At 46.3% G+C, this 22,960-nt stretch carries 23 protein-coding genes and 2 pseudogenes; 9 read left to right on the forward strand and 16 right to left on the reverse strand.

Translation table 11 applies throughout. The features are described from left to right. Positions 1-89 precede the first annotated feature (89 nt). From recX to pncC, 3 genes are all read right to left on the reverse strand, one after another. On the reverse strand, positions 90-584 hold the full coding sequence (gene recX / locus NAL19_RS16315) for a recombination regulator RecX (RefSeq protein WP_225085526.1): 495 nt from the start codon (positions 582-584) through the stop codon (positions 90-92). Between the two features lie 63 nt (positions 585-647). Beyond that, the gene (gene recA, locus NAL19_RS16320) at positions 648-1,721 is read right to left on the reverse strand and encodes a recombinase RecA (RefSeq protein WP_015841372.1); all 1,074 of its coding nucleotides are present in this window, start codon (positions 1,719-1,721) and stop codon (positions 648-650) included. Between the two features lie 107 nt (positions 1,722-1,828). Then, complete coding sequence (pncC, locus tag NAL19_RS16325; RefSeq protein WP_263057886.1) at positions 1,829-2,323, reverse strand: nicotinamide-nucleotide amidase; 495 nt, start codon at positions 2,321-2,323, stop codon at positions 1,829-1,831. A gap of 286 nt (positions 2,324-2,609) precedes the next feature. Here pncC and NAL19_RS16330 point away from each other — a divergent pair. Then, positions 2,610-3,454, forward strand: a protein-coding gene (locus tag NAL19_RS16330; protein ID WP_263057887.1) for an IS5 family transposase whose coding sequence is annotated in 2 segments (ribosomal slippage) — positions 2,610-2,955 and positions 2,955-3,454 — 846 coding nt in all. Because the reading frame shifts where the segments join, the coding sequence is not laid out codon by codon here. Positions 3,455-3,609: 155 nt separating this feature from the next. Here the strand turns inward: NAL19_RS16330 and NAL19_RS16335 are convergent. Both NAL19_RS16335 and NAL19_RS16340 read right to left on the reverse strand, forming a co-directional pair. Then, the gene (locus tag NAL19_RS16335; protein WP_263057888.1) at positions 3,610-4,947 is read right to left on the reverse strand and encodes an ABC transporter ATP-binding protein; all 1,338 of its coding nucleotides are present in this window, start codon (positions 4,945-4,947) and stop codon (positions 3,610-3,612) included. Then, complete coding sequence (locus NAL19_RS16340) at positions 4,940-5,248, reverse strand: hypothetical protein (protein ID WP_263057889.1); 309 nt, start codon at positions 5,246-5,248, stop codon at positions 4,940-4,942. Before NAL19_RS16340 ends, NAL19_RS16335 begins: the two co-directional genes overlap by 8 nt. Positions 5,249-5,450: 202 nt before the next feature. Between NAL19_RS16340 and NAL19_RS16345 the strand changes: the two genes are divergently transcribed. Then, positions 5,451-6,491, forward strand: coding sequence for an IS630 family transposase (locus NAL19_RS16345; RefSeq protein WP_263057345.1), 1,041 nt, complete (start codon positions 5,451-5,453; stop codon positions 6,489-6,491). Positions 6,492-6,649: 158 nt separating this feature from the next. Here NAL19_RS16345 and NAL19_RS16350 read toward each other — a convergent pair whose 3' ends face one another. The 4 genes from NAL19_RS16350 to NAL19_RS21865 form a co-directional block, all read right to left on the reverse strand. Then, complete coding sequence (locus NAL19_RS16350) at positions 6,650-7,156, reverse strand: hypothetical protein (RefSeq protein WP_263057890.1); 507 nt, start codon at positions 7,154-7,156, stop codon at positions 6,650-6,652. A gap of 29 nt (positions 7,157-7,185) precedes the next feature. Continuing rightward, complete coding sequence (locus tag NAL19_RS21855; RefSeq protein WP_077789228.1) at positions 7,186-7,236, reverse strand: hypothetical protein; 51 nt, start codon at positions 7,234-7,236, stop codon at positions 7,186-7,188. Positions 7,237-7,375: 139 nt separating this feature from the next. Next, on the reverse strand, positions 7,376-7,711 hold the full coding sequence (locus NAL19_RS21860; protein WP_411561441.1) for an IS1 family transposase: 336 nt from the start codon (positions 7,709-7,711) through the stop codon (positions 7,376-7,378). Beyond that, positions 7,708-7,980, reverse strand: coding sequence for an IS1-like element transposase (locus tag NAL19_RS21865; RefSeq protein WP_411561404.1), 273 nt, complete (start codon positions 7,978-7,980; stop codon positions 7,708-7,710). Before NAL19_RS21865 ends, NAL19_RS21860 begins: the two co-directional genes overlap by 4 nt. 366 nt (positions 7,981-8,346) lie before the next feature. Here NAL19_RS21865 and NAL19_RS16360 point away from each other — a divergent pair, with 366 nt between their 5' ends. From NAL19_RS16360 to NAL19_RS16370, 3 genes are all read left to right on the forward strand, one after another. Beyond that, positions 8,347-8,835, forward strand: coding sequence for an SRPBCC family protein (locus NAL19_RS16360; protein WP_263057891.1), 489 nt, complete (start codon positions 8,347-8,349; stop codon positions 8,833-8,835). An 80-nt stretch (positions 8,836-8,915) separates the two neighbouring features. Then, positions 8,916-9,590 carry a MarC family NAAT transporter gene (locus NAL19_RS16365; protein WP_263057892.1) on the forward strand — a complete coding sequence of 225 codons (675 nt, stop codon included), beginning with the start codon at positions 8,916-8,918 and terminating at the stop codon, positions 9,588-9,590. A 178-nt stretch (positions 9,591-9,768) separates the two neighbouring features. After that, positions 9,769-11,367 carry a sensor domain-containing diguanylate cyclase gene (locus tag NAL19_RS16370; protein ID WP_263057893.1) on the forward strand — a complete coding sequence of 533 codons (1,599 nt, stop codon included), beginning with the start codon at positions 9,769-9,771 and terminating at the stop codon, positions 11,365-11,367. Between the two features lie 266 nt (positions 11,368-11,633). On the opposite strand, the gene NAL19_RS16375 is transcribed toward NAL19_RS16370, so the two are convergent. Both NAL19_RS16375 and NAL19_RS16380 read right to left on the reverse strand, forming a co-directional pair. After that, entirely contained in the window at positions 11,634-12,824 is a 1,191-nt protein-coding gene (locus NAL19_RS16375; RefSeq protein ID WP_263057894.1) for an MFS transporter, read from the reverse strand. Positions 12,825-12,939: 115 nt separating this feature from the next. After that, a complete protein-coding gene (locus NAL19_RS16380; RefSeq protein ID WP_263057895.1) occupies positions 12,940-13,821 on the reverse strand; it encodes a LysR family transcriptional regulator in 882 nt (293 codons plus the stop codon). Between the two features lie 215 nt (positions 13,822-14,036). Between NAL19_RS16380 and grxB the strand changes: the two genes are divergently transcribed. Next, a complete protein-coding gene (gene grxB, locus NAL19_RS16385; RefSeq protein ID WP_263057896.1) occupies positions 14,037-14,672 on the forward strand; it encodes a glutaredoxin 2 in 636 nt (211 codons plus the stop codon). 76 nt (positions 14,673-14,748) lie between these two features. Here the strand turns inward: grxB and NAL19_RS16390 are convergent, their stop codons facing one another. The 3 genes from NAL19_RS16390 to pvcA are packed head-to-tail and all read right to left on the reverse strand — an operon-like array spanning position 14,749 to position 17,956. Further along, a complete protein-coding gene (locus NAL19_RS16390; protein WP_263057897.1) occupies positions 14,749-16,074 on the reverse strand; it encodes a glycosyltransferase in 1,326 nt (441 codons plus the stop codon). A gap of 10 nt (positions 16,075-16,084) precedes the next feature. Beyond that, positions 16,085-16,936 (reverse strand): TauD/TfdA dioxygenase family protein, encoded by an 852-nt coding sequence (locus tag NAL19_RS16395; protein WP_263057898.1) that lies wholly within the window; start codon positions 16,934-16,936, stop codon positions 16,085-16,087. A gap of 54 nt (positions 16,937-16,990) precedes the next feature. Further along, positions 16,991-17,956, reverse strand: coding sequence for an L-tyrosine isonitrile synthase (gene pvcA, locus NAL19_RS16400; RefSeq protein WP_317630290.1), 966 nt, complete (start codon positions 17,954-17,956; stop codon positions 16,991-16,993). 238 nt (positions 17,957-18,194) lie between these two features. On the opposite strand from pvcA, the pseudogene NAL19_RS16405 reads away from it, so the two are divergent. Next, positions 18,195-19,003 (forward strand): annotated as a pseudogene (locus tag NAL19_RS16405) (IS5 family transposase). Between the two features lie 38 nt (positions 19,004-19,041). Continuing rightward, positions 19,042-19,706: pseudogene (locus NAL19_RS16410) on the forward strand (transposase); the annotation flags it as partial. Positions 19,707-20,020: 314 nt separating this feature from the next. Here NAL19_RS16410 and NAL19_RS16415 read toward each other — a convergent pair. After that, complete coding sequence (locus tag NAL19_RS16415) at positions 20,021-20,305, reverse strand: type II toxin-antitoxin system RelE family toxin (RefSeq protein ID WP_039534786.1); 285 nt, start codon at positions 20,303-20,305, stop codon at positions 20,021-20,023. Further along, positions 20,295-20,546: a type II toxin-antitoxin system Phd/YefM family antitoxin gene (locus NAL19_RS16420; RefSeq protein WP_005973616.1), complete on the reverse strand. Its 252-nt coding sequence runs from the start codon at positions 20,544-20,546 to the stop codon at positions 20,295-20,297. The genes NAL19_RS16415 and NAL19_RS16420 overlap by 11 nt, the downstream gene beginning before the upstream one ends. A 592-nt stretch (positions 20,547-21,138) precedes the next feature. Here NAL19_RS16420 and NAL19_RS16425 point away from each other — a divergent pair. Beyond that, positions 21,139-22,938, forward strand: a complete 1,800-nt coding sequence (locus tag NAL19_RS16425; protein WP_263057900.1) for an AIPR family protein — start codon at positions 21,139-21,141, stop codon at positions 22,936-22,938. Positions 22,939-22,960: the final 22 nt, after the last annotated feature.

Here is a 22,960-nt window from a genome sequence, read left to right on the forward strand (position 1 = left end):
CAGCATGCTGACGCTACCGAGCAACTCACGAACAAAAAAGTGGGAATAAGATAAATTTTCTTCGATGGGAAGTAAAATCCCGTATGCGTTCAATCTGAAAAATTCGTATAAATTGACTGGATTTCTTCATGAAAGAAGCCGCGATAGAGCAGATATCGCTGATGTTTGACTTTGTCTTTCCATTCATCGGACAGAGGGTGCCCGAATTTTCGCTCTACAACTGATTTCGCCAGCGCGCACCAATCAATATCGCTCTCGTCTAATGCCGTGGCTAATATCGTCTTATCGATTCCTTTCTGGCTAAGCTCCATTTTAATTCGCTGAACGCCATAACCTTTGCGACTTCGGCTGCTGATATAGCGGCGTGCATAGCGCGCGTCATCCAGCCAACCGTGCTCTTTGCAATAAGCAATAGCCGCTTCCACATCTTCTGCTGCAGCTCGGGCAGTCGCGTCGTCCGCTTCATCTTCTGCTTCTGCACTTTCTGATTTATATAAATACGCCGCACATTTGCGGCGTATTTCGGCTTCACTATAATCCCGAACAGACAGCACATTCATCGCATAGCGTAAGGGTTTATTCATCCATCTACCCGCTGATGTGTTTTCATCCGCTGATGTGCTTTGTCGCAGGGAATCCAGCCACCATTAAAACTCTTCGTTGCCTTCATCGGCGAATGCATCTTCGTCATGGCTGTTACCAGCTGTGGCAGGCGTTAGCTCATTGCCTTTATGCAGCAGCATTTCACGCAATTTCTTATCCAGTTCCGCAGCAACCGCTGGGTTCTCTTTCAGGAAATTACAGGCATTCGCTTTACCCTGACCAATTTTGTCGCCGTTATAGCTATACCAGGCACCTGCTTTTTCGATCAGCTTGTGTTTCACACCCAGATCGACCAGCTCGCCGTGGATGTTGATACCTTCGCCGTACAGAATCTGGAATTCAGCCTGTTTGAACGGTGCCGCAACTTTATTCTTCACGACTTTAACGCGAGTTTCGCTGCCGACGACTTCTTCGCCTTCCTTGATAGCACCAGTACGGCGAATATCCAGACGAACGGAAGCATAAAACTTCAGAGCGTTACCACCAGTTGTCGTTTCAGGGTTACCGAACATCACACCGATTTTCATACGGATCTGGTTGATGAAGATCAGCAGCGTATTGGCTTGTTTCAGGTTACCCGCCAGTTTACGCATCGCCTGACTCATCATACGAGCAGCCAGGCCCATGTGGGAGTCGCCGATTTCACCTTCAATTTCTGCTTTCGGCGTCAGAGCCGCAACAGAGTCGACGATGATAACGTCAACAGCACCAGAGCGCGTTAGCGCATCACAGATTTCCAGAGCTTGTTCGCCAGTATCCGGCTGAGAACACAGCAGATTATCGATATCTACGCCAAGCTTTTTCGCATAAATCGGATCCAACGCATGTTCAGCATCGATGAATGCACACGTTTTACCTTCACGCTGAGCGGCAGCAATAACCTGTAAAGTTAGCGTTGTTTTACCGGAAGATTCCGGGCCATAAATCTCAACGATACGGCCCATCGGCAAACCACCGGCACCCAAAGCAATATCAAGGGACAAGGAGCCTGTAGAAATAGTTTCAACATCCATTGAGCGATCCTCGCCCAACCGCATGATAGAACCTTTACCAAATTGCTTTTCGATTTGGCCCAGTGCTGCCGCAAGTGCCTTTTGTTTGTTCTCATCAATAGCCATTTCTGCTCCTGTCATGCGGCGTAAAGCTGCTGTCTCTACGCGGCTGCTTAATCATGAATTGCCGAATAATTACTGACATTATACTGTATGCGCATACAGCATCAAGGTTATTTTTTCAGAAACGCGTCAAGCAGCGTTTGCAGCGCAAAATGAACCGATTGCAAACGAACCGCGTTTCGATCTCCGCTAAACCGCATTGTCCGCGCAAATGCTTCGCCGCGTTTGTCTGTAAAGCCAAACCATACCGTACCGACAGGCTTCTCTTCGGTCCCGCCGTCAGGCCCGGCGACGCCGCTTACCGAGATGGCAAAATCTGCATCGGCAGCCTGCAACGCCCCTGCCGCCATCTCATTGACGACGGCTTCACTCACCGCACCGTGCCGTTCCAATGTCTCCGCGCCCACATTCACCAGACGCTGCTTGGCCAGATTGCTGTATGTCACAAATCCATAGTCAAACCAGCCGGAACTGCCTGCGACATCAGTAATAGACTTAGCCAGCCAGCCCCCAGTGCAGGATTCCGCGCACGTCAGCGTAGCACCACGCGCCTTCAGTTTTTCACCGACCAAAACACTTAACCGCAGAATGTCAGCTTCCGTCATTACCGCCTCATCTTAATCAAGGATTGTTGGGTCAGGGTAACACTTTTCCCTGAAAAAGACGCCTCGCTGCGCGGGATGCGAAGCGCATAGCAAAGAAGATGAAAAACGAGGGAAAGCGAATAAAACGCCGCCGGTAATCAGGAAGAAAATAACGCGACTTTACTCTGTAGTCAGTAGGGTACGAGTGGACAGTCAGGTACAAAGCATATAGATAAAAATAATACTAGGCTGTGTCCCTTAATCATCTGAGTTATAGTAACCACTTATTTCCACAACACTTTGAGATATGGCCCGATACGATCTTCCCGATGAAGCATGGAGCATCATCCAGCCCCTACTGCCTGCTGAACCTACATCCCCACGAGCCGGACGCCCATGGGCTGAGCATCGTAAAGTCATCAACGGTATGTTCTGGGTGTTGTGTTCTGGTGCGCCATGGCGCGATTTACCTGAGCGATATGGCTCCTGGAAAACGGTTTATAATCGCTTTAATCGGTGGTCTAAATCTGGTGTCATTAACATTATTTTCAACAGGTTACTTTCATTGCTTGATGCACATGGCCTTGTTGATTGGTCTGCTACTGCGCTGGATGGCAGTAATATCCGTGCGCTGAAATGTGCTGCCGGTGCTCAAAAAAACATCCCGATATCACCGGAGATAATGGGCTGGGTCGCTCTCGCGGTGGTTTTGCCACCAAAATCCATCTGGCGACAGATGCAGGCGGTCTCCCGCTAAACATTGTGCTGAGTCCCGGACAGGCTCACGAGAGCCAGTTCGCATTACGCCTGCTGGATGGTATTGGTGTTCAGCGTCAGAACGGCAGCATGAAGCGCCGTGGTTATGCGGTTTTGGCTGACAAAGCTTATTCAGGGCATGCGCTTCGTAACGAACTGAAACGAAAAGGGATAAAAGTAGTTATCCCCCGAAAATCTAATGAAAAAATGGCTTCTGACGGACGCTCACGGTTCGCCAGAGACGTTTACCGCCGCCGCAACGTAGTGGAGAGATGTTTTGGTCGGTTAAAAGAGTACCGGCGTATCGCCACACGCTACGACAAAACGGCGAGAAATTATCTGTCGATGGTGAAACTGGGCTGCATCCGACTCTTTTACAAGAAGTTATGCAATTAAGGGACACTGCCTAGTCAGATTACAGAAATATCAACGTTCAAGCACATATCATCTGTATTAGTGGAATGTATTTTCGTCGCTGATATATGCTTGAACAAAGTCATTTCTGATAAAATCTTTACCACTCCAAAATGATGAGGGTACATTTATTTTATTTACTGTATCTTATGGCGTATTTCGATGATTAAGTTACTTTGTGACAAGGTATTAATTCGTTCATCAATTTCGCTTGTGTTGACAACATCTAGATTTGCATCCCACTCATCTAAAAGGATAATACGATTCCGTACCCCTGATAATGATTCAAGTTGATGCAATTGTTTTTGTCCTGTGGAGCCAGGTATTGTGTCCTCGTCTATATCAATGCCAGGCCCAAAAAATAGCGCATCGGAATATTTGCTCTTCAAATATTTTATGAGCGATGATTTACCTGCGCCATTTGTCCCCATGATCAATACCCTTCCATTAGGATTACGATCAATGAAACTGCCACCTAAGATATCCTGTACGTTTATCTCGTTGCCATTATAAAGTTCGGTAATTGACAATTTTGCAGGATCAATATTATCAAGATAATCATAACCTTTGAGTGTTGTAGAAAAGGAATATAACTTTGTAATTTTTCGCATCAACAATAAAATCTGGCTTGTGCTCATACTTGCAGCATGAATGTTCTGGAACAACTGTAAACTTCTTGGCAATACAGCAACCAACGCACCGATAGCGACCTCATTAGCAGAAACCTGATAATATGAAAATCCTACCAGTAATGGAATAGAAATAAGAATAGGTGTACAGGAGATTATTTGCTCCAGTAATTTGTACGATTCTTTCCGTTTGAAATAAATAGATGCCTTATCTCGGGCTAACGCCTGTGCTGAAACCAGACGTTCTCGATCACCATAGAACATGCTATCCCATATCTTACTCACAAAATGCAATGTCGTGATTTTATCATTTTGCATGTTTCCAGCCAGCCCGTCGATCTTTCCTTTCGCCAGAAACAAGAGTATGACTGAAAATAGCATGCAGAATACAATCACTCCAGCCAAGTCTATGCCCAAAACGATAAATAGCGCAACAGTAGTGAAAATGACGTTAAAATATATGGCGAGGATCTCAACAAACTCAAAGCCGACTTCATCAAAAGTACTGAGCGCTTCACCACTGAACCAAAGTTGTGTCATTCTTTTATTTTCATCTGTAGAAACAGAATGATTAAGAGAAATAACCTCTAAAGTTGATAGATAATAACTCTGCCATAATGAATTCGATAATTTAACACGATAAAATAAAGATAGAGAACCCAAAATATAAGCAATAAAAATAGAAAAGAAGAACAAAGCAGTATAAAAAATGGCCCCTAAGGGGCTTAAACCAATACTTCCTCCAGCTTGCCCAATAAAATACGTCGACAATCCAACAAGTATTTGTTGAAGGCAAACAAGCCCAACACTTATTATAAAAAATTTATTAAAAAAAACGTTATTCATATTTTTTAATAATCATCCCTGTTAGCTTCAGCGCATGTAACATACGGGGTTTTAGATGCGATGGCAAATTATCTATTATACTATAAATTACGTCTTCTGATTTTTCAACACCCAATTGATGAAACATTTTAACTCTATCCTCTTGATTGTAAGAAGCAGCAAGGCAGGACAATATAAGTCGTTGCTCATTGTTATCAAATAGAGGTTTTATTTCATCAATAAAAAATTGAGACGTTTTACGCAATGTTACTGCGGAGACTACTTTTACTTTTCGTTTCTTTTCATCTTCCGTAGTTGCCAAGTTAACGTATTCATTGAGTAACTCTATACTTTCCGAATGATAAATCATCTTTGACAATTTTAGAATGAACCAAAACTGTTCAGTTAATGAAAGCTGTTTTAAATAACTTTGCCAAATAGTAGATCACTTGAAGGGAACTCAGTCCGAGTTATGCGATCTGATCAATCGCCAAATCAAAACAAATCACCAACCGGACTGAGCGATGCCGATCATAGCAGCAATCCCTGATGAAGAACGACGACTAATGCGTAAAGAAGCCCAACAGACACATGATAAAAATTACTCCAGACGACTCATCGCCATACTGATGCTGCATCGGGGAATGACTGTCACCGACGTTGCCAGACTGCTTTGTGCGGCCCGCTCATCGGTTGGAAGATGGATAAATTGGTTTACTTTACATGGTGTTGAAGGTCTAAAGAGCCTCAAAGCCGGACGAGCACCGCGCTGGCCAGTCGCTGATATCCTGCATATGCTACCGCTTCTTATTAAACGCTCTCCTCAGGATTTTGGCTGGCTGCGCTCCCGCTGGAGTACCGAGTTGTTGGCACTTATCATTAACCAGCTTTTTAACGTGACGCTTCATCCTTCCACGTTACATCGCTATCTGAGACGAGCGGGTATTGTCTGGCGCAGAGCCGCGCCAACACTGAAAATCAAAGACCCGCATTATGAGGAAAAGCGACTCGCCATCGAACAGGCCGTCTCCCAGAAGCAGACGAACCATCCGGTATTTTATCAGGATGAAGTGGATATCGACCTGAACCCGAAAATCGGTGCAGACTGGATGCTCAAAGGGCAACAGAAACGTATTACTACGCCGGGACAGAACCAAAAGTATTATCTGGCAGGGGCACTGCATTCGGATACGGGACGAGTCCATTACGTTGGCGGCAGTAAAAAGTGTTCTGATTTATTTATCAAGCTGTTAGAGACATTACGGCGGACATATCGGCGAGCGAAAACCATTACGCTGGTCGTTGATAATTACATCATTCATAAAAGCCACAAGGTGAAAAAGTGGCTGGGAAAAAATACGAAGTTCCGGTTGTTGTTCCTGCCCACGTATTCGCCGTGGCTAAATCCAATCGAGTTGCTGTGGTTGTCGTTACACGAAACGATAACGCGTAACCATCAGTGCCGGTATATGTGGCAGTTACTGGAACAGGTAAAATTATTTATGAATGCCGCTTCACCGTTCCCCGGCAATCAGCATGGTCTGGCTAAAGTGGAGCGGTATTAGGCGAAGTCATTTAATTCATGCAACATTTGCTTTCTACACTGGACAGAATCGATCATATTTAAAAGTCTAAAATATTTTATTTTCTTATTAAACATAATATCAGTCGCAGAGTGATTAACTCTCAGCCCAGGAGGAAAATAGTTAAGCTGCGGAGACAATTACATGACTGGATGAGTCCTTACTATCAAGCTGACTGTCGGTTTTTCTAAGTGAAGAACAGCATGTTTTTCCTTTCTGCCATAGGGGATGACCCGACAGTCTCCTTTTTTACTGATATAGGCCTCAGTGAGTTTGATGTCACCTAAACTAAGATTGTGGCTAACTTCGTCGGTTTCATCAAATGAATATATCGCATTCAAAGAACTTCCTTCAAGCTGGAGCAGAACCCCAGAAAATCCATGATCATGAATTGAGGTATCATTATCCCACCAATTAAGTACCTCAATGTAAAAACGAGAATTGTCGAAAAGTTTCAGGTGTAACTCAGAGAATTCAGAGACTATTTGGATTTTAGACATTTCACTATTGTCCAAAACATCGATTAGCCCAGTAAAAGAAAAGAGAGAGGTTAAATCAACCTTATCTAACTCTGATTTAGCGATATCGGTGAAAGTGTAACAACTATAGTCATCATCACGCCACCGAGCATCAATATTTCTTGCCAAAGACTTAATTAAATTGGTAATGCGTCCAATTAGTAGAACATGTGTTTTTCAATGAATGCCCCGATGACTTTTTCATGCAATTCTATCGAACGCGAGAAGCAGATTGTTTTACGGGCCAGACGTTTAAATAGCTTTGCATAATAGCGCTACACTCGCTGAAGACGGCATCCCGTCAGCACTGGCCTCGCACGATGAGAAGTGAAGCATCAATGTGCGAAGTTATTTAATACGTGTCCTCAGTGTCAGGTTGTTACGCTCAATACGCTGAGTGAAGATTTTTCCTGTCAGATGCTTATCTTTCGGGAGTTCTCTGGCATAACTGCCCCAGTCATCGCTGGTTATCATACCGATGTTAAACGGCGTCAGCAGAGCCAGAAGTTCACGGCAGGTGTTATCCGTGCGCGGTCCAAACGTGTAAGCCAGAACGCCACCTGTTTTGGTGTTGTATGCATACCAGAGCCAATGCTGCCGGGCTTTATTGCCGACAAAGCTCCATTGCTCATCAAGCTCACAGATAAGTGCTACATCGGCATGAGCGACCGGAGAGGAAGTTATTCGCTTCGGCGCGAGTTTTTTAACGTGCGAATGACGGTGTTAATACCGATTTTCAGTGTTCTGGCTGTATCACGAACGCCGGCGCCGTTGAATGCCATTTCGGTAATTTGTTGTTTGACACCGGGCTTACGCGCTTCATAAGTATAGGTGAGCAGAAACACGCGGTGACAGTCACGACAGCGAAACCGGTCACGACCTTTAGGGTTCTGTCCATGACGGTAAACCTGAACAGACTGACAGCGAGGACAATGAACATTAACGCTGGCCATGAGCAAACCTCAAAGCGGTCATTATATATCAATTCAACTAATTAGAGGCACCACCAAAAATTCTCAGTTACTGATATTTTAACAATTCCTATTGGGATAGGCTCTAAGAATAGTGGGCGGGGTACTGCTATTATCGTTATATAAAAACCCTGGTGTTTTGCGGCACTTCATTCGGCTTCTGTCTGACTCTTACAGTACCGAACGAACATTAACGCAACATTAGGCGCATAAAAATTCTGACGATTGCTGTGATAGCCTGCGCCAACACTATCGCCACCGTCTCCGCTTTGCTTCGTTGGTCGAGATCGTTCAGAATGGCCTGCACATGCCCATAAAGGGGTAATAATCCATTAGGGAGGATGACGGGTGTTTCCCTCTTTCTTAAGAAGAACCACAGCGAAAAACGGCAGTTATGCCAATGAAATCAGCAGCAGCATTACTATCAATCGTCCGGCAGAACGTTTGTTTGATCTTTGGCGTAAACCGGAAACGTTGCCGATCCTGATGGGGCATTTCGCCAGTATTGAGATACTGAACTATACCGACTCCAACTGGCGGATTAACACGCCGATTGGCGCGCTCATTGAATGGCAGGCTCGTATTATTGATGAGAAGCTTGGGGAGTACATCCACTGGCGTTCGCTGGAAGGGGCACGGGTTCCCAATGAAGGCAGGCTCTCTTTTCAACCTGCCGCATCGGAAGCAGGTACAGCCGTGACGCTGACAATTCGCTACAATCCACCGGGAGGCTTGATTGGGAAGAAGATCGGCCAAATGTTTGATATGTTTTCTCGCGATATGCTGACGAAAACGCTCTATCGTTTCAAAAAATTAGCGGAGGATGAGCTGGTCTAAGCCACACCAGCCCTCCAGCAGCAGGTCATCATCGACCCTTTTCCTGAACTGAAGACAGCGCCCAAAAAGAGGAACGTAGAATGCTGGAATTGATTCAAACCATTGGTCTTGGTCTGGTGTTAATCCTGCCACTTGCGAATCCACTGACAACGGTAGCCGTATTTCTGGCAATGTCCGGCAACATGAGCCAGGGGGAGCGAAATCGTCAGATCTTTCAGGCTTCGCTCTATGTCTTCATCATTATGACCGTCGCGTACTACGCAGGTCAGGTCGTGATGAATACCTTCGGAATTTCCATTCCCGGCTTGCGCATCGCTGGCGGGCTCATCGTGGTATTTATCGGTTTTCGCATGCTTTTCCCTCAGCAAAAACCAGAACATGCGCCTGAAGTCAAAAGCAAAAAAGAAGAAATCAACGACAGTTTCTCTGCCAATGAGGTCAATATCGCTTTCGTTCCGCTGGCGATGCCCAGCACCGCGGGGCCTGGAACCATTGCCCTCATCATTAGTTCTGCCTCACAAATCAAGAGCGGCGTCGATATTACGCCATGGGTGATTACCGTTGCCCCCGTACTGACTTTTATGTTGATCAGCCTGATCGTCTGGCTCAGCCTGAAAAGCTCTGGTCTGATTATGCGTTTGATCGGTCAAAGCGGCATTGAAGCCATTTCACGTCTGATGGGATTTCTGCTGGTTTGCATGGGGGTGCAATTCATCATTAATGGCACGCTGGAAATCGTGCATTCTCTCCATTAAGTCGAAGATGATGGAGAGATATCAATACGTTGCCAGATAGCCTAATTAGCGTCTATAACTTTGAATGGCGGGTTTATTCATTGGCCGCAAGCGATGCCCCGCCAGTTTGCCATTGATGGTGACATAACAAAAAGAAAACGTGATTTTGCTTACCTAGCGGAAAATAGGTGCGGCCACCATGAAAATAAGAAAACGGCTCCCGGTCAATTTACGTTCGCTCATTTTATCCCTCGCCATTATCAGCATGCTCATTACGCTGACTAATGCCTATGTTGCTGTTTATAAAGTACAAAAAAAGCTCATTACCGATCAGATACTGAGTTCAAACCTTAATTACTCTTCCAAACTCGCCGCTACCACGGAAAGTTTTTTATCCTCCGCACAACAAGAGCTGGCCTACAGCTCAATATTGATGGCAGAAAGCTTTGATGACGATAAAGCATTGCAGGAGAAAAGCGAGCAGACATACCGCATGAGCGAAAGTTTTAATTCCGTGTTCGTGGCAGATACGCAAAATCACATACGCACGGTTTATCCAACATCGCTGAATCTGAAAGGAAACACACTCACCTCAGCGGCCAGTAAGCAAGCACTCACGGAGCGGAAGCCGTTAATCAGCCAGCCTTATATATCGGTTACGGGAAATCTGATCGTACTGGTATCCTCCCCCATCAAAGACAAACAGGGAAATTATCTCGGTTACATCGGCGGAACCATTTATTTAAAAAGCAAAAGCGTCTTGAACGAATTCATGAATACCCATTTTTATAACGATTACTCCAGCGTTTACGTGATCGATAAAAGTGGGATTGTTCTCTACCATCAGGATAAACAATGGGTCGGCAAATCCATCAGAGATGAGAAAATCAAAGCCGCATTTCAGAACAAAAAAAGTGGAACCCTCGCGATACCCGATATGCTAGGTACCCCATCGCTGGCAGGTTTTGATACGGTCAAGTCATCTGGCTGGATTATCGTTACCTTGCATCCTTCCCAAAATGTTATTGATTCACTTAACGGCGTCATGCGTTCCGTCTTATATGAAGGTGCGCCAGTGATGGTATTAATACTTATCGCGCTCACCTTGTTCGCCTTCTCCATAGCTAACCCTCTACGCCTGCTGGCTGTTTCTGCCAGTAAAATGGAGGAGCCCGACGTGATTGAGAAAATAAAGAAAGTCCCCTCCTGGTACTTTGAAGTTGAGCAGCTAAAACGCGTCATTCTTTTCGGTACGGTTTTGTTGCACAAACGGATCGGCAAACTGAGCTTGCAGGCCCACACCGATCCGCTCACCGGGTTACTCAATCGCCGTGGTGTCTATGAAAACATTGAGCTCATTCTGTCAAAGAGCCATCAGGTTGCCGCCATCGTGATCGATATCGACCATTTCAAACGCGTGAATGATACCTACGGGCACAATATCGGCGACGATGTCATTAGGCTGCTGGCTAAAAGCATAAAACAGGGTTCACGTGACTCCGATCTGATTTGCCGTACTGGCGGAGAGGAATTCCTCGCACTCCTGCCTGATACAGACATGAGGCAAGCTGTTGATATTGCAGAGCGGCTGCGTAGAAAAGTGGAAAAAATGCCGCTGCCGATTCCTGAAAACATCACGATTTCATTAGGCGTCACCTGCTTTATTCCGGGAACGGAACAGATAGACAGCGTGTTGAAAATCGCGGACGACGCCCTCTATCAGGCCAAACATGAAGGCAGAAACCGGGTCGTCACCAAAATCGTGCCTGAGAGTGCAATCCACAACGACACAAAATAGTTATGCTCATCACGCGTCTCATGAGCGGGAAAACAGGCAAAAAAAACCCGCACAAGGCGGGTAAGGTCATTCTAATGACAGGGATGGTTAACTAACACAACAACTCACAGGGATGTGAGGTACTGACAAGGGATAGAAGGACTATAGCAAGCCAAATGTATAGTATTGTCATCAGCAGGTAAGGTTAATCTACCGGTTGTAAAACAACATTGACGATGTTTCCCTGTCATCCTGTCTGGCTATTTCAGCTAGTTTCCCGGCCACTATCACGCTTTTTTCGTTTTCATCAGTGCAGCCAGCAATGCCATGATTGCCAGCGCGCTGGCAAGCCCTCCGACCATCAGCCATCCCCCCTGATGCCAGGCGACCATCGCAACCGAGGAGCCTCCTGCTCCGCCTAAAAACATCCCCCCCATGAATAGGGTATTGATTCGGCCTCTCGCCGCTTCACCAAGCCCATAAATCACATGTTGGTTGGCCACTAAGGCGCTTTGCACGCCAAGATCGAGCAGGATAACACCAATAATCAGGCCAATAACGGAATCGAAGCCGATGAATATTCCCCATGAGAGCAGCGTCAGCAGCGCGCCGGCAATCACAACCGGGCGACTACCGGTTCTGTCGGCGATGCCTCCCGCCAGCGGAGCGGCAAAGATCCCTGCCACACCAATCACGCCGAACAACCCCGCAGCAGCGGCGCCCATTTGAAAACGTCCGCTTTCCAGATACAGCGCAAGCACGCTCCAGAACGCGCTGAACGATGCAAACAGCAGCGCCTGAATCAGCGTGGCTTTGCGTAATGCGCGTTCACCGCGCCACAGCGTCACCAATGAATGCATCAGTTCACGGTAACGAACGGTTTGATTCGATGGTGAAGCCGGTAACATTCTTCCCATTGCCCACGCGCCCGCCAACGCCAGCGGGACGCTCAGCCAGAACATCGCACGCCAGCCGGCGCTTTCCGCCACAAGACCCGCAATCGTACGGCTAAGCAGAATCCCGCTTAGCAACCCGCTCATTACCGTCCCGACAATGGCGCCGCGCTGTTTCGCATTGGCAAGCGCCGCTGCAGCCGGAACGATCTGCTGTGCGGCAGTCGCCCCAAAACCGATGAGCAACGAAGCACTGAGCAAAGCAACAGCCGATGTCGATAAGGCTGCCGAAGCCAACGCCAGCATCAAAAATTGCCACACAATCAACCGACGGCGATCGAATTTATCACCGAGAGGAACCAGCAGTAACAGCCCCAAAGCGTAACCCAACTGCGTTACGGTTGGGATCAGCGAGACTGCGCCGCTCGACGTAAAACTTTCACTCATCACGCCCAGCATCGGTTGGTTGTAATAGATATTGGCAACAGAAATACCGCTGGCTGCGGCCATCGAGAAAATCAGTAATTTGCCGGGAACCTGCTGCGTTCTAACCTCGGCTGCGCTGGATAATGTACTCATCATCATACCTGTCTGTGTGTTTCCCGCCGGAAGTCGGCAAGTGATGAACACAGCATAAGGCGCCGAGTTCATTCCCAGTAGAGAGGTAAAATGGATATCAGCTATTCCAATCAGGAATGGATTAGGAGAAAAGACGCTGAACGAAACCGGTAAAAATTCTGGCGCGAGCGGATGTCATACGGCCTCCGGGGTAGACAGCCCAGAGATCCATCTTTCCTAGCGACCATGAATCCAGCACGGTGACGACCTGCCCACTTTCCAGCTCTGGCGCAAACATCCATTCAGATGCCACGGCCAGCCCTGCGCCGGACAGCACGGCCGCACGCACGCCTTCCGCCGCAGAGACACGGATGCGCCCATTAGGGAATACGGTGGTCTGTGTTCCCTCTTGAGAGAAAACCCAGCGATCGGTTCTCTCACCCTGTAAATAGATGACGGCAGAGTGCGCAGCCAGTGCATCAGGGGAGGCAGGCACGCTATGACGCGCAAAATAGTCGGGAGTCGCCAGCAGTCGCATGGAACACGATGCCAGCCGCTGGGCAATCAGGCTGGAATCCTTCATCTCCCCCAAACGCAATGCCACATCAATCCCTTCAGCAATCAGATCGATGGGACGATCGTCCAAAATGACATCGACATTTAGCTGAGGATGTTCTGCCATGAACTCATGGAGCCGAGGCATGATGTGCAGCCTGGCAAAGGTTACTGGCGCGCAGATGCGCAGCCGCCCGGACAGTGCCGCGCTCCCGCTCACTACCTGCTCTTGAGCCTCACCCAGCATCTTTAACGCAGGGGCAATTCGCTCATAAAAATGCTGTCCCGCTTCTGTCGGCGTCAACCCTCGGGTAGAGCGAAGCAACAACGGCGTTGCCAGTTGATTTTCAAGCTGCATGATCGCTTTGGAAACCGCAGGCTGGCCGATACCGAGCCTGCGGGACGCAGCGGAAAACGACCCCGTTTCAAAAACGCAGATAAAAGTTTCCAGCGCGCTAAGGCGATCCATAGCTTCTCTTCCGCAAAAGGAGTTTCCCTGCATCATACAACAATCCGGCGAGGGTAAGATGGATTCACACACGCTCTTCCTTTCCCCATCCTCTACTGCGGTGAAGCACATTCGCTTTACCGCCAACCACATCAGGTATTACTCTGATGGAATGACTTGTCATGACAGGGCTGGCAAACTTTTGCCACCTTTTTCAAAATATTACGAGGCGATGCATGAAACTTTTCATTTACGAACACTGCCCATTCTGTGTCAGAGCCAGAATGATTTTTGGTCTGAAGAATCTGCCTGTTGAGCAATCCGTCATTATGGAAGGTGACGTCGACACGCCGACGCGTATGGTGGGCCGTAAAGTGGTGCCTATCCTGCAAAAAGAAAATGGCAGCTTCATGCCGGAAAGCATGGATATCGTCCACTATGTCGACAGCAAACAAGCGCCGTTAATCGCCGACAAACCGGTTGATGCGGAGATTGAAGCCTGGTGTAAATCCGTTTCCAGCGCGGTGTTTAACCTTGCCGTTCCCCGCTTCACGAAAGCCGATTTCAAAGAGCTTTCCACGCCAGAGGCGCGTCATGCCTACACCTTGCGCGAAGAAAAAGCCTTCGGTGACCTGGATGCGCTGCTCGCGAAAACGCCAGAACTGATGGCGGAAGTGGAACAAAAACTCGAAACACTGGAACCGCGTCTGGCAAACGTCAGCGCCATTTCCACCACCGATTTTATTCTGTTCCCGATTTTACTGTCGCTCACGATCGTGAAAGGTGTGCAATTTGGCCCTCACGTCCAGGCGTATCTTGAGCGAGTATCAAACGCCAGCAAGGTTGCGTTGTTGACCGATAAAGCGCTGTAGGGTTAATAGTATTCGAATAGCGTTATGGGGCGCAGTTTCACCCCATAACAGCGACATAACTACGCATGGATAAACACTACGCATGGAGAAACGGTGAATCCCTGTCTGGTGTTATCTCCTCCTCCTGTGGAGAACATAGTGCATTCACTTCGGCATGAATCAAAGCAAGCGCATCATGGCTTGCATAATCGGCCTTAATCCATCTTGCACGCTGTAAATAGCCGGGATCTTCCAATATCTCAATAACAGACTGCTTGATCTGCTGCTCACTCGGCGTACTGGTTTGCAGGTTAATCCCGCATTTGGCAAATACCACGCGCGCAGCGCTTTCCTGTTTATCTTCCCCTACCCCCGCCACAATTAAGGGAACACCTTCTTTCAGTGCAGCATTAATCGAACCGTATCCGCCATTGGTGATAAATATCGACGCCCTAGGAAGCCAATCGTCATAAGCGAGGAAACTCACTACTCTGATATTTTCAGACAAGGAGGCTTGCAGCGACTCAACCGCACGTCCTCCGGTCGTCGCCAATACTCTGACGGGTAAGTCAGCTAATGCGCGCAGCGTTGGCCCAATCAACTGCTGGAGATCGACATTCGCCAGCGTTCCCTGTGAAACGATAATAAGCGGCCGCCTATCGTCCGGAGCCCACCATTGCGGGACACGTTCTGCTGCAATCTGGCGAGATAATGGCCCAATAAATCGCACGCTTGGTGGTAAATCGTCACGCTGATACTCAAGCTCTGTAGTGGATAGCTGCAAGAAACGATCGCAATTCCCAATCAGCGCATCCATAAAAGGCTGTTCAAGCGGCTTTCCTCCCGACTGCACCATCGCATGATTAAATGCGTGCTGCACCTCGCTCATCAATCCCCGTGTTTCTTCATCGACCAGTTGTTCATGGCTTAGGTTGGGCGGCAGCAATTTAGGAGGAATGCGAGGCCCATAGAAAACCGAATCTCGTGTCGAATAGGACAGCGGCGTAACGCCTATTAGGATGATGGGCGGTCGTTGCCCGGAAAACAGCAAAGGCAAGACACCATAAAAACAATTTTCAACGATGAGCAAATCGGCATGAGTCTTCGCCAACGCGTCGCACAGTTGGCGATCCAGCAGTGGAATCGGTGCCGCAAAGAAATCCTTCAAAGCCAAAGCCATCTGTGCGTTACCCGGCGGCAACATGGCACGTTGAGGGAAATGCTGTTCAAGGTGTCGGTAGTCGAAATCAATGTTATCGCTAAAAGGAATGAACCCGACGCCAGCCGCCTCCGCGCGATCGCGGAATAATGCGCCGCTAAACAGCGTCACATCGTTCCCTTGTTCAACCAAATAGCGCGCGATGGTCAGTAAAGGATAAACGTGTCCCGGTGTTGCCATCGCCGCCATAAGAATATGTGCCATGATGACTTCCCTATGCCGCGTTATCAATGCAGGTATTCACACAAACCGGGGTTCCCTGAATGTGCACACGTTGCAGGTGGCGCGCAGACTGAGCCGTAAAGGCTTCGCGACCGTGTAGTAGAGAGAAGTTGTCGGCTATGACAACATCGCCCTGCAACCATTTATGTGCGTAGTAATAACGGGGATCGTACAAATGTCGCCGCAACGTCTGGCTAAATTCGCTTTGTGCTTCCGACGCAACATTATGGTATTCCAGCGCATGTTGGTTAAGGAAACGCTCCCCTTCAGTCGGTGGTTCGTTATAACGAATAATTTCCCCTGTCCCGTTGGGATGAGGAATAACCAGAGGAGACGTCACTTCACCACCGTAATGCACAACGGCTTTAATCCGGTAAGTAATTGAAACAATACGCCATTCATCAACCAACTGGGCGTCAGTCTCTGTCAACAAACGCGTGGTATCAACAAAGGTGGTGCGTCCACCTTGATCCTGTCCTGGCGCAGAAACGCAGTGGAACAGTTGAAACTCGGGTATGGTCGGCTTGTACATGCCATCCCAGTGCAATGGTACATAGCTGTTATCAAAGATGTGATCCTGGGTATCCGCATGCTCCTTCACATCCAGCACGGCTCCGAAAGGCCACATCATGATTTCCCCCCAGTGACCAGCATATTCCGTCAGTATTTCAGGATCGGAAAACCCGGAAGAAAACCCACGTAGTACCAGAAGATGATGTTCTCGGGCGAGCGCACGCAGTGTGTCGATCGGCAATGTGGCGATGCTCTGCCCCGTTTCCACAGGCGTCAGCAGCGCACCAAAAGGGGAAAGCGGTTCAACGCGGCAGTTCATGCTATTTTTCATCGTGTATATTCCTTTATAAGATGACAATATCGGCGTCTCAGTGAACGATAACGTTCATGCCATATCAGGCTGATTAACTAAGTAATGGCTAGGCGTACCGCGAATCTCCACAACCTCACCCTCCAACTGCTGTGCTTCAACATTCTTCATCAGCACAAATTGCCCATTCACATTGGCGGCAACACCATGCCAGGGCGTCAGCCAATCATCCTTGGTAGGCATCATATGAATACCCAGCTTCAGGCTGTCCGAAGGCTGAGGGTGAATAGACAAACGGATGGCATCAGGGAATTGCTCAGCAAGCAGGTTGCCCCACGCCCAACTGCGTTGAATCACGCCGCATGCACGTTTTTTGGCATCCTTCTGTAACGCCGCGTTAGATCCGGTATAGTCAGGCCGCAGACTATCCTCATAGAGAAAGCGGGTTATTGAACGATAAAGCTGTAACCCTTCTTCGCTCTGCATGAGCTGCACCTTGATGTCCTCTTCTGACTCGGCGTAATCCTCAACCAGGCGCTGGCGAAGATGATCATAATCAGCAGTAAGTGATGCCATATTCTCTACGTCTTTAAGGTTAAAGACGCTGAGATGAACGGCCCCCAGTTCATGCAGCAAATTTTCAATCTCATCCTGATAGATGTTAATCGTTTCGTCACTGGTTCCAATCAGATCGCCAAATACATGCCCATCCGAGCAAATACGGATATGCGCGCCGGGCGGATAATAAAGCTGAATACGCTGGCATAACGAATTAAGGAAGGTCAGGGACAAACGTTCCGCCATATCTGGCATTCTGCCCAGCACTTTATAGGGGCTAGGAGATTTAACGGGAAACGCTGGCAGAATAAGTTCAATACGACGCCCCTCTTCAACAAAAGCACGAATTCTGGGTAATTGAACCTGAGTCACCTGAGACTCTTCTTCACTAATCGGCTTCGTTGAATGGGTAAATCTACGTCGGTATTGGATCAACTCACTTAATATTAGCGATGAAACCAATTCATTGTTCATTATATCCAAAATAACCTCATTAACTTACATTAATTTAAAGAAGAAAATTAACCACATTATTACAACGTAGAAACAATAAAATAAAACCCTTGTACGCGCACAAAAAAAATACTGAATAACATATTCAGTATTTTTATTTACACCGCTAATAATTCTCATCGATCATAAAAAACAATAAAATAATTAAGAGCCTATCCCAATAGGAATTGTTAAAATATCAGTAACTGAGAATTTTTGAGGACATTGCATGACTGGCAGCAAGTGGCGGATTAGTGATGAACTCTGGGAAAAAATAGCGCCGCTTATTCCTGAACATAAAACTAACCATCCACTGGGAACGCACCGAAAACGGGTTGATGACCGAGTGGCTATGGACGCCATTTTCTTTGTTCTTCGCACCGGATGCCAATGGAACGCACTGAATTAAACGGGGATCTGTTCATCAAGTTCTGTACACCGCCGCTTTCAGGAATGGCGCGCAGCGGGGGTTTTTGAGCGTTTCTGGCAGAGCGGATTGATGACCAGCGAGCAACTGAAAGCCATCGACTGGTCATGGTTGTCGATGGACGGCTGTATGACAAAATCCCCGCTGGCAGGCTCAAAAAAACAGGCCGGAACCCCACGGACCGGGGGAAACAGGGGGTAAAGCGTAGCCTGATGACCGATGCGAACGGGCTGCCGCTCTCAGTGGTTGTCGCAGGGGCAAATACTCACGATATCAGGTTAGTCACAGAGACCCTTGATGCGCTTCAGACGGGGAGGCCGGGCAGAAGGCTGAATATCTGTCTGGATAAGGGGTATGACGCGGAATGGCTGGAAAGTGAACTGAAAAATCGGCGTTATGAACCGCATATCCAGTCGCGTAAAGAAGAATCCGATGCGAGCAAAGAGAATATGAATGACAAAGCCCGTCGGTGGGTAGTGGAGAGGACGCACAGCTGGATGAACCGCTTCCGTCGGCTTCTGACTCGTTGGGAGAAAAAAGTCGAAAACGATGAGGCGATGCTGCATTTTTCCTGCGGCATTATTGTCTGGAATAAAATCCTATTGGGATAGGCTCTAAGTGAGTAAACTCTCTACCAGAGGTAGCTCACATGACAAAAGCCGTATCAACCAGTAAAAAACCACGTAAGCAACATACGCCTGAATTTCGCAACGAAGCCCTGAAGCTTGCAGAGCGTATCGGTGTGGCTGCCGCTGCTCGTGAACTCAGTCTGTACGAATCCCAGCTTTATAACTGGCGTAGCAAGCAGCAGAGCCAGACAACGTCCTCTGAGCGAGAAAGTGCACAGGCAGCAGAGATTGCCCGCCTCAAGCGCCAACTGGCGGAGCGGGACGAGGAGCTGGCCATTCTCCAAAAGGCCGCGACATACTTTGCAAAGCGCCTGAAATGAAGTATGTCTTTATCGAAAAACATCAGGCTGAGTTCAGTATCAAAACCATGTGTCGGGTGCTCAGAGTCGCGCGCAGCGGTTGGTATGTCTGGCGGTCTCGCCGTCATCAGGTCAACTCGCGTCAGCGGTTCCGACTTGTCTGCGATGCTGCCGTCAGCAAGGCATTCAATCATGCCAGACAGTGGTATGGTGCCCCACGACTGGCTGATGAGCTACCGGACTATAACGTGAAAACCATTGCTGCCAGTCTGCGCCGTCAGGGGCTGCGGGCAAAAGCCGCGCGAAAGTTCAGTCCGGTCAGCTACCGGGAGCACGGCCTGCCCGTGTCTGAAAATCTGCTGAAGCGAGATTTTATCGCCAGCGGCCGATAATAGGAGTCTAACCAATCCAGTCATCCCATTGTTTTTATTAGTTATTTTTTGTTATGAAAATTTCATTTATACACATACCTATACATATCGGCGGTTGAGCCACAAAAAGCAAACGCAAAACTTCGCTGTGTAATATACACAATACCGCCCAATGAAAAGATTTTTCACAAAACTGTTCACTCTCTTCACTACGGGTTTTTATTTTTATTAATCAATGTATTAAAGGATGATGAGTTGGTGAACAGGTGACGAGTTACTCATCACCTTGATGATAGGTATGTCGCACAACAAGATAGTCGAGCCCGATCTTATAATCGGTCTTTCGCTGCTTTATAAACCTCTGAGCGTTCCCGTTTGCCCACAGCTAAAACCAGTACCACGATCTCATGCTCGAGCACTTGATACACTAGACGATAGCCAGCGGAACGAAGTTTGATTTTGTAGCAGTCGGCCATTCCATGAAGTCGGTTGGCGGGAACGTGGGGATTTTGTAAAACCTCTTTCAGTTTTTTGGTGAACTGCTCCCGCACGGGCGCACCCAACTTCTTAAATTCTTTCAGCGCATGCTCTTCAAACTCCAGCTTATAACTCATCCAGATCGACCTTCACACGTTTCCCCTTCATCCGGGAACGGGCTATTTTGGCAAGTTCGATATCTTCCTGATAGTCGGCCAGCGCCTCCCATGTTTCGGGGGAAACATAATAGCCAGAGATACGACCATTAGTGAGCACCGCTACAGGCTCGCCGTTAGCTTCTTTAAGCGCGGCATTGGGAGATTTTTTAAAGTCGCTAATACTCACAGCAGCATTAGCAAGAATAGGTTGTACGGACATAATCAGCCTCTTTTAAGTATGATATTTGATACTGAATTTAGCACTTAATCAAAAAAGCAGCAACATCATGGTATAAACGTGATGCCACAATAAAAAGATTTTGCACAAAACAGTGCACTTTCTTCACCATGTTTTTTATTTCTACTAATCAATAGATTCATGGGGATTGGATATTTGCATTCACTTGACTACCTGTTTGCACTTCGCTTGGAAATTTCCAACAGAATATGAAGGGCGGCTTCCTACTGAGTTGATCGGCAGCTAAGTGCCAAAGGCGGACCATACAATCTGGAAAGGCCCTTGGTCTGGCATTGTGAATGCTTGTTATGTTTGCTAACGGCGGCTGGGTGACTATGATGTGTTAGATATAACCTGTAGTAGAATGCAATAGCTCTCAGGTTTTTGAATAAGTAATGTGGTAACAGTTATAATCTAGCAAGTCGATGCGCCTAATTTAGGTCTGCATTTCAATTATATGTTGATAAGCCTACGTTATTATGAGGAAACTAATCAGTATCTAATTTAATTATTTTTAACTAGTTTTAGTGTAGAATTCATAAAAAATTATCAATCTGAGCAAGGAGCTATAACTATGCACGCAGTTCTTCAACAGTATGTTCAAGATCTTTCTACTCAATTTGAAATTGAAGCTGAAGAGTCGAATCTATTTGAATATTTTTGTAATTATGTCATAGCCTCAAAAAAATATTTAGGTAGATTCAATCCAGTCGATATCACCACACAAGAAGATGACGCCTCATTAGATGGTGTGATTTTTATAGTTGATGGAGAATTGATATATAATATTGACGATGCTGAGGCGGCATTTAATACATATAAAACATCATTGCCAGTTGAAATAATTCTTACTCAAGCAAAATCAGGGGAAAGCTTCTTAAAGAATGATATATCAAATTTTAAATTAGGCATAGAAGACTTTCTAAGTTTAGACCCAAAACTTCCAAATGGCATTTATAACACTCAAGCAATAGAAATTCTTAAATTAATCTTTAAAAATGTCAAAAAAATTCATAATAAAAAACCTTCTCTGACGATAAATTTTTGTACTAGCGGGACATATAATGCAGAGAAAGAAATCGAAGCTACGTTCGATATTATCCAACGCTTTTGCATTGGGACTGACTATTTCAGCAAGGTGGAAGTAAAACCACTGGGCAGAAAGGAGTTGATGGACTTATGGATATCAATCACTGAGAAAAATGAAGCAGAACTACAGTTAATTGATTATATCGGCATTGAATCCATGCCCGGTATTCCTCAATCATATATTGCGACTGTTAAAGCAAAACACTTCATTGAAAAAATAGCTATGGATGAAGACGGAAAAATTAAAGAGTCTGTTTTTGAAGAAAATATCAGGGCTTTTCTTGGTGATGAGAATAAGGTAAATAAAAAAATATCAGGAACAATACTAGATACTGAAATAAAATCGAAACAATTCCCAGTTTTAAATAACGGGGTTACAATTATCTCTCCAGAATTATCCATCCAGCCTAATACTAAAGTAATAAATCTTACTAACTACCAGATAATAAATGGCTGCCAAACGACTAATACATTGCATCATCACTATAATGCAATCAATGATGATGTAAGATTAATTGTGAAATTTATTGAGTCTCAAGATACTGATGTTGCTAGCAGAATCATTGAAGCTACTAATAGTCAGTCTGCTATTGAGGGGGAAGCTTTTTTAGCACTTAAAGAAAAAGCCAGGATGGTACAAAAGTTCTTTGATTTGAAACGTAAGGATGATAAGTTAGAAAGCCTTTATTTTGAACGTAGAGAAAATGAATATCGCGGCCACGAAATTCAATCAACTAGGATTTACGATATCAAAGAATTGGCTAGGTGTTTTATATCTGTATTTAAGGCTAATCCTCACAATGCCGCAAGGTATGTGAAGAAAGTTTTGAATCAAAAATCATCAGGCCAAAAAGTTCCAGACCAACAAGCGGCAGACCAACAAACATCTGATAAAAACGAAGATGTTATATTTAACCCTTCAGACAATGAGTGCGCTTACTTCACTTCTGTTTATATATGTTATAAATACAACACAATGATTAACGGTAGAAGAGAAAACGCACAAAGATACAACAAATATCGTTGGCATATCGCAATGCTGTACCCTTGGGTGGTTCATGGTAAAGTTGAAAAAGTCGAGCTAAATTCCAAAAAAATTAATACTTATTGCGATAAAATAATTAAAAGTTTTGAAAATGATGCTTACATTACAAATTTTTCTAAATGTCACGAGATTATAGACACGGTAGTTAATGAAAGTAATGGCGAAGTGACGGATGATCAATTAAAAAGGTCTAGATTTACATCGGCATTAATAGATAAAACACGGAGTTTACTTGGCTAAATAATTTAGTTGAGTTGAGTGA

This window comes from Pectobacterium sp. F1-1 (assembly GCF_025643735.1).
Taxonomy (GTDB): domain Bacteria; phylum Pseudomonadota; class Gammaproteobacteria; order Enterobacterales; family Enterobacteriaceae; genus Pectobacterium; species Pectobacterium colocasium.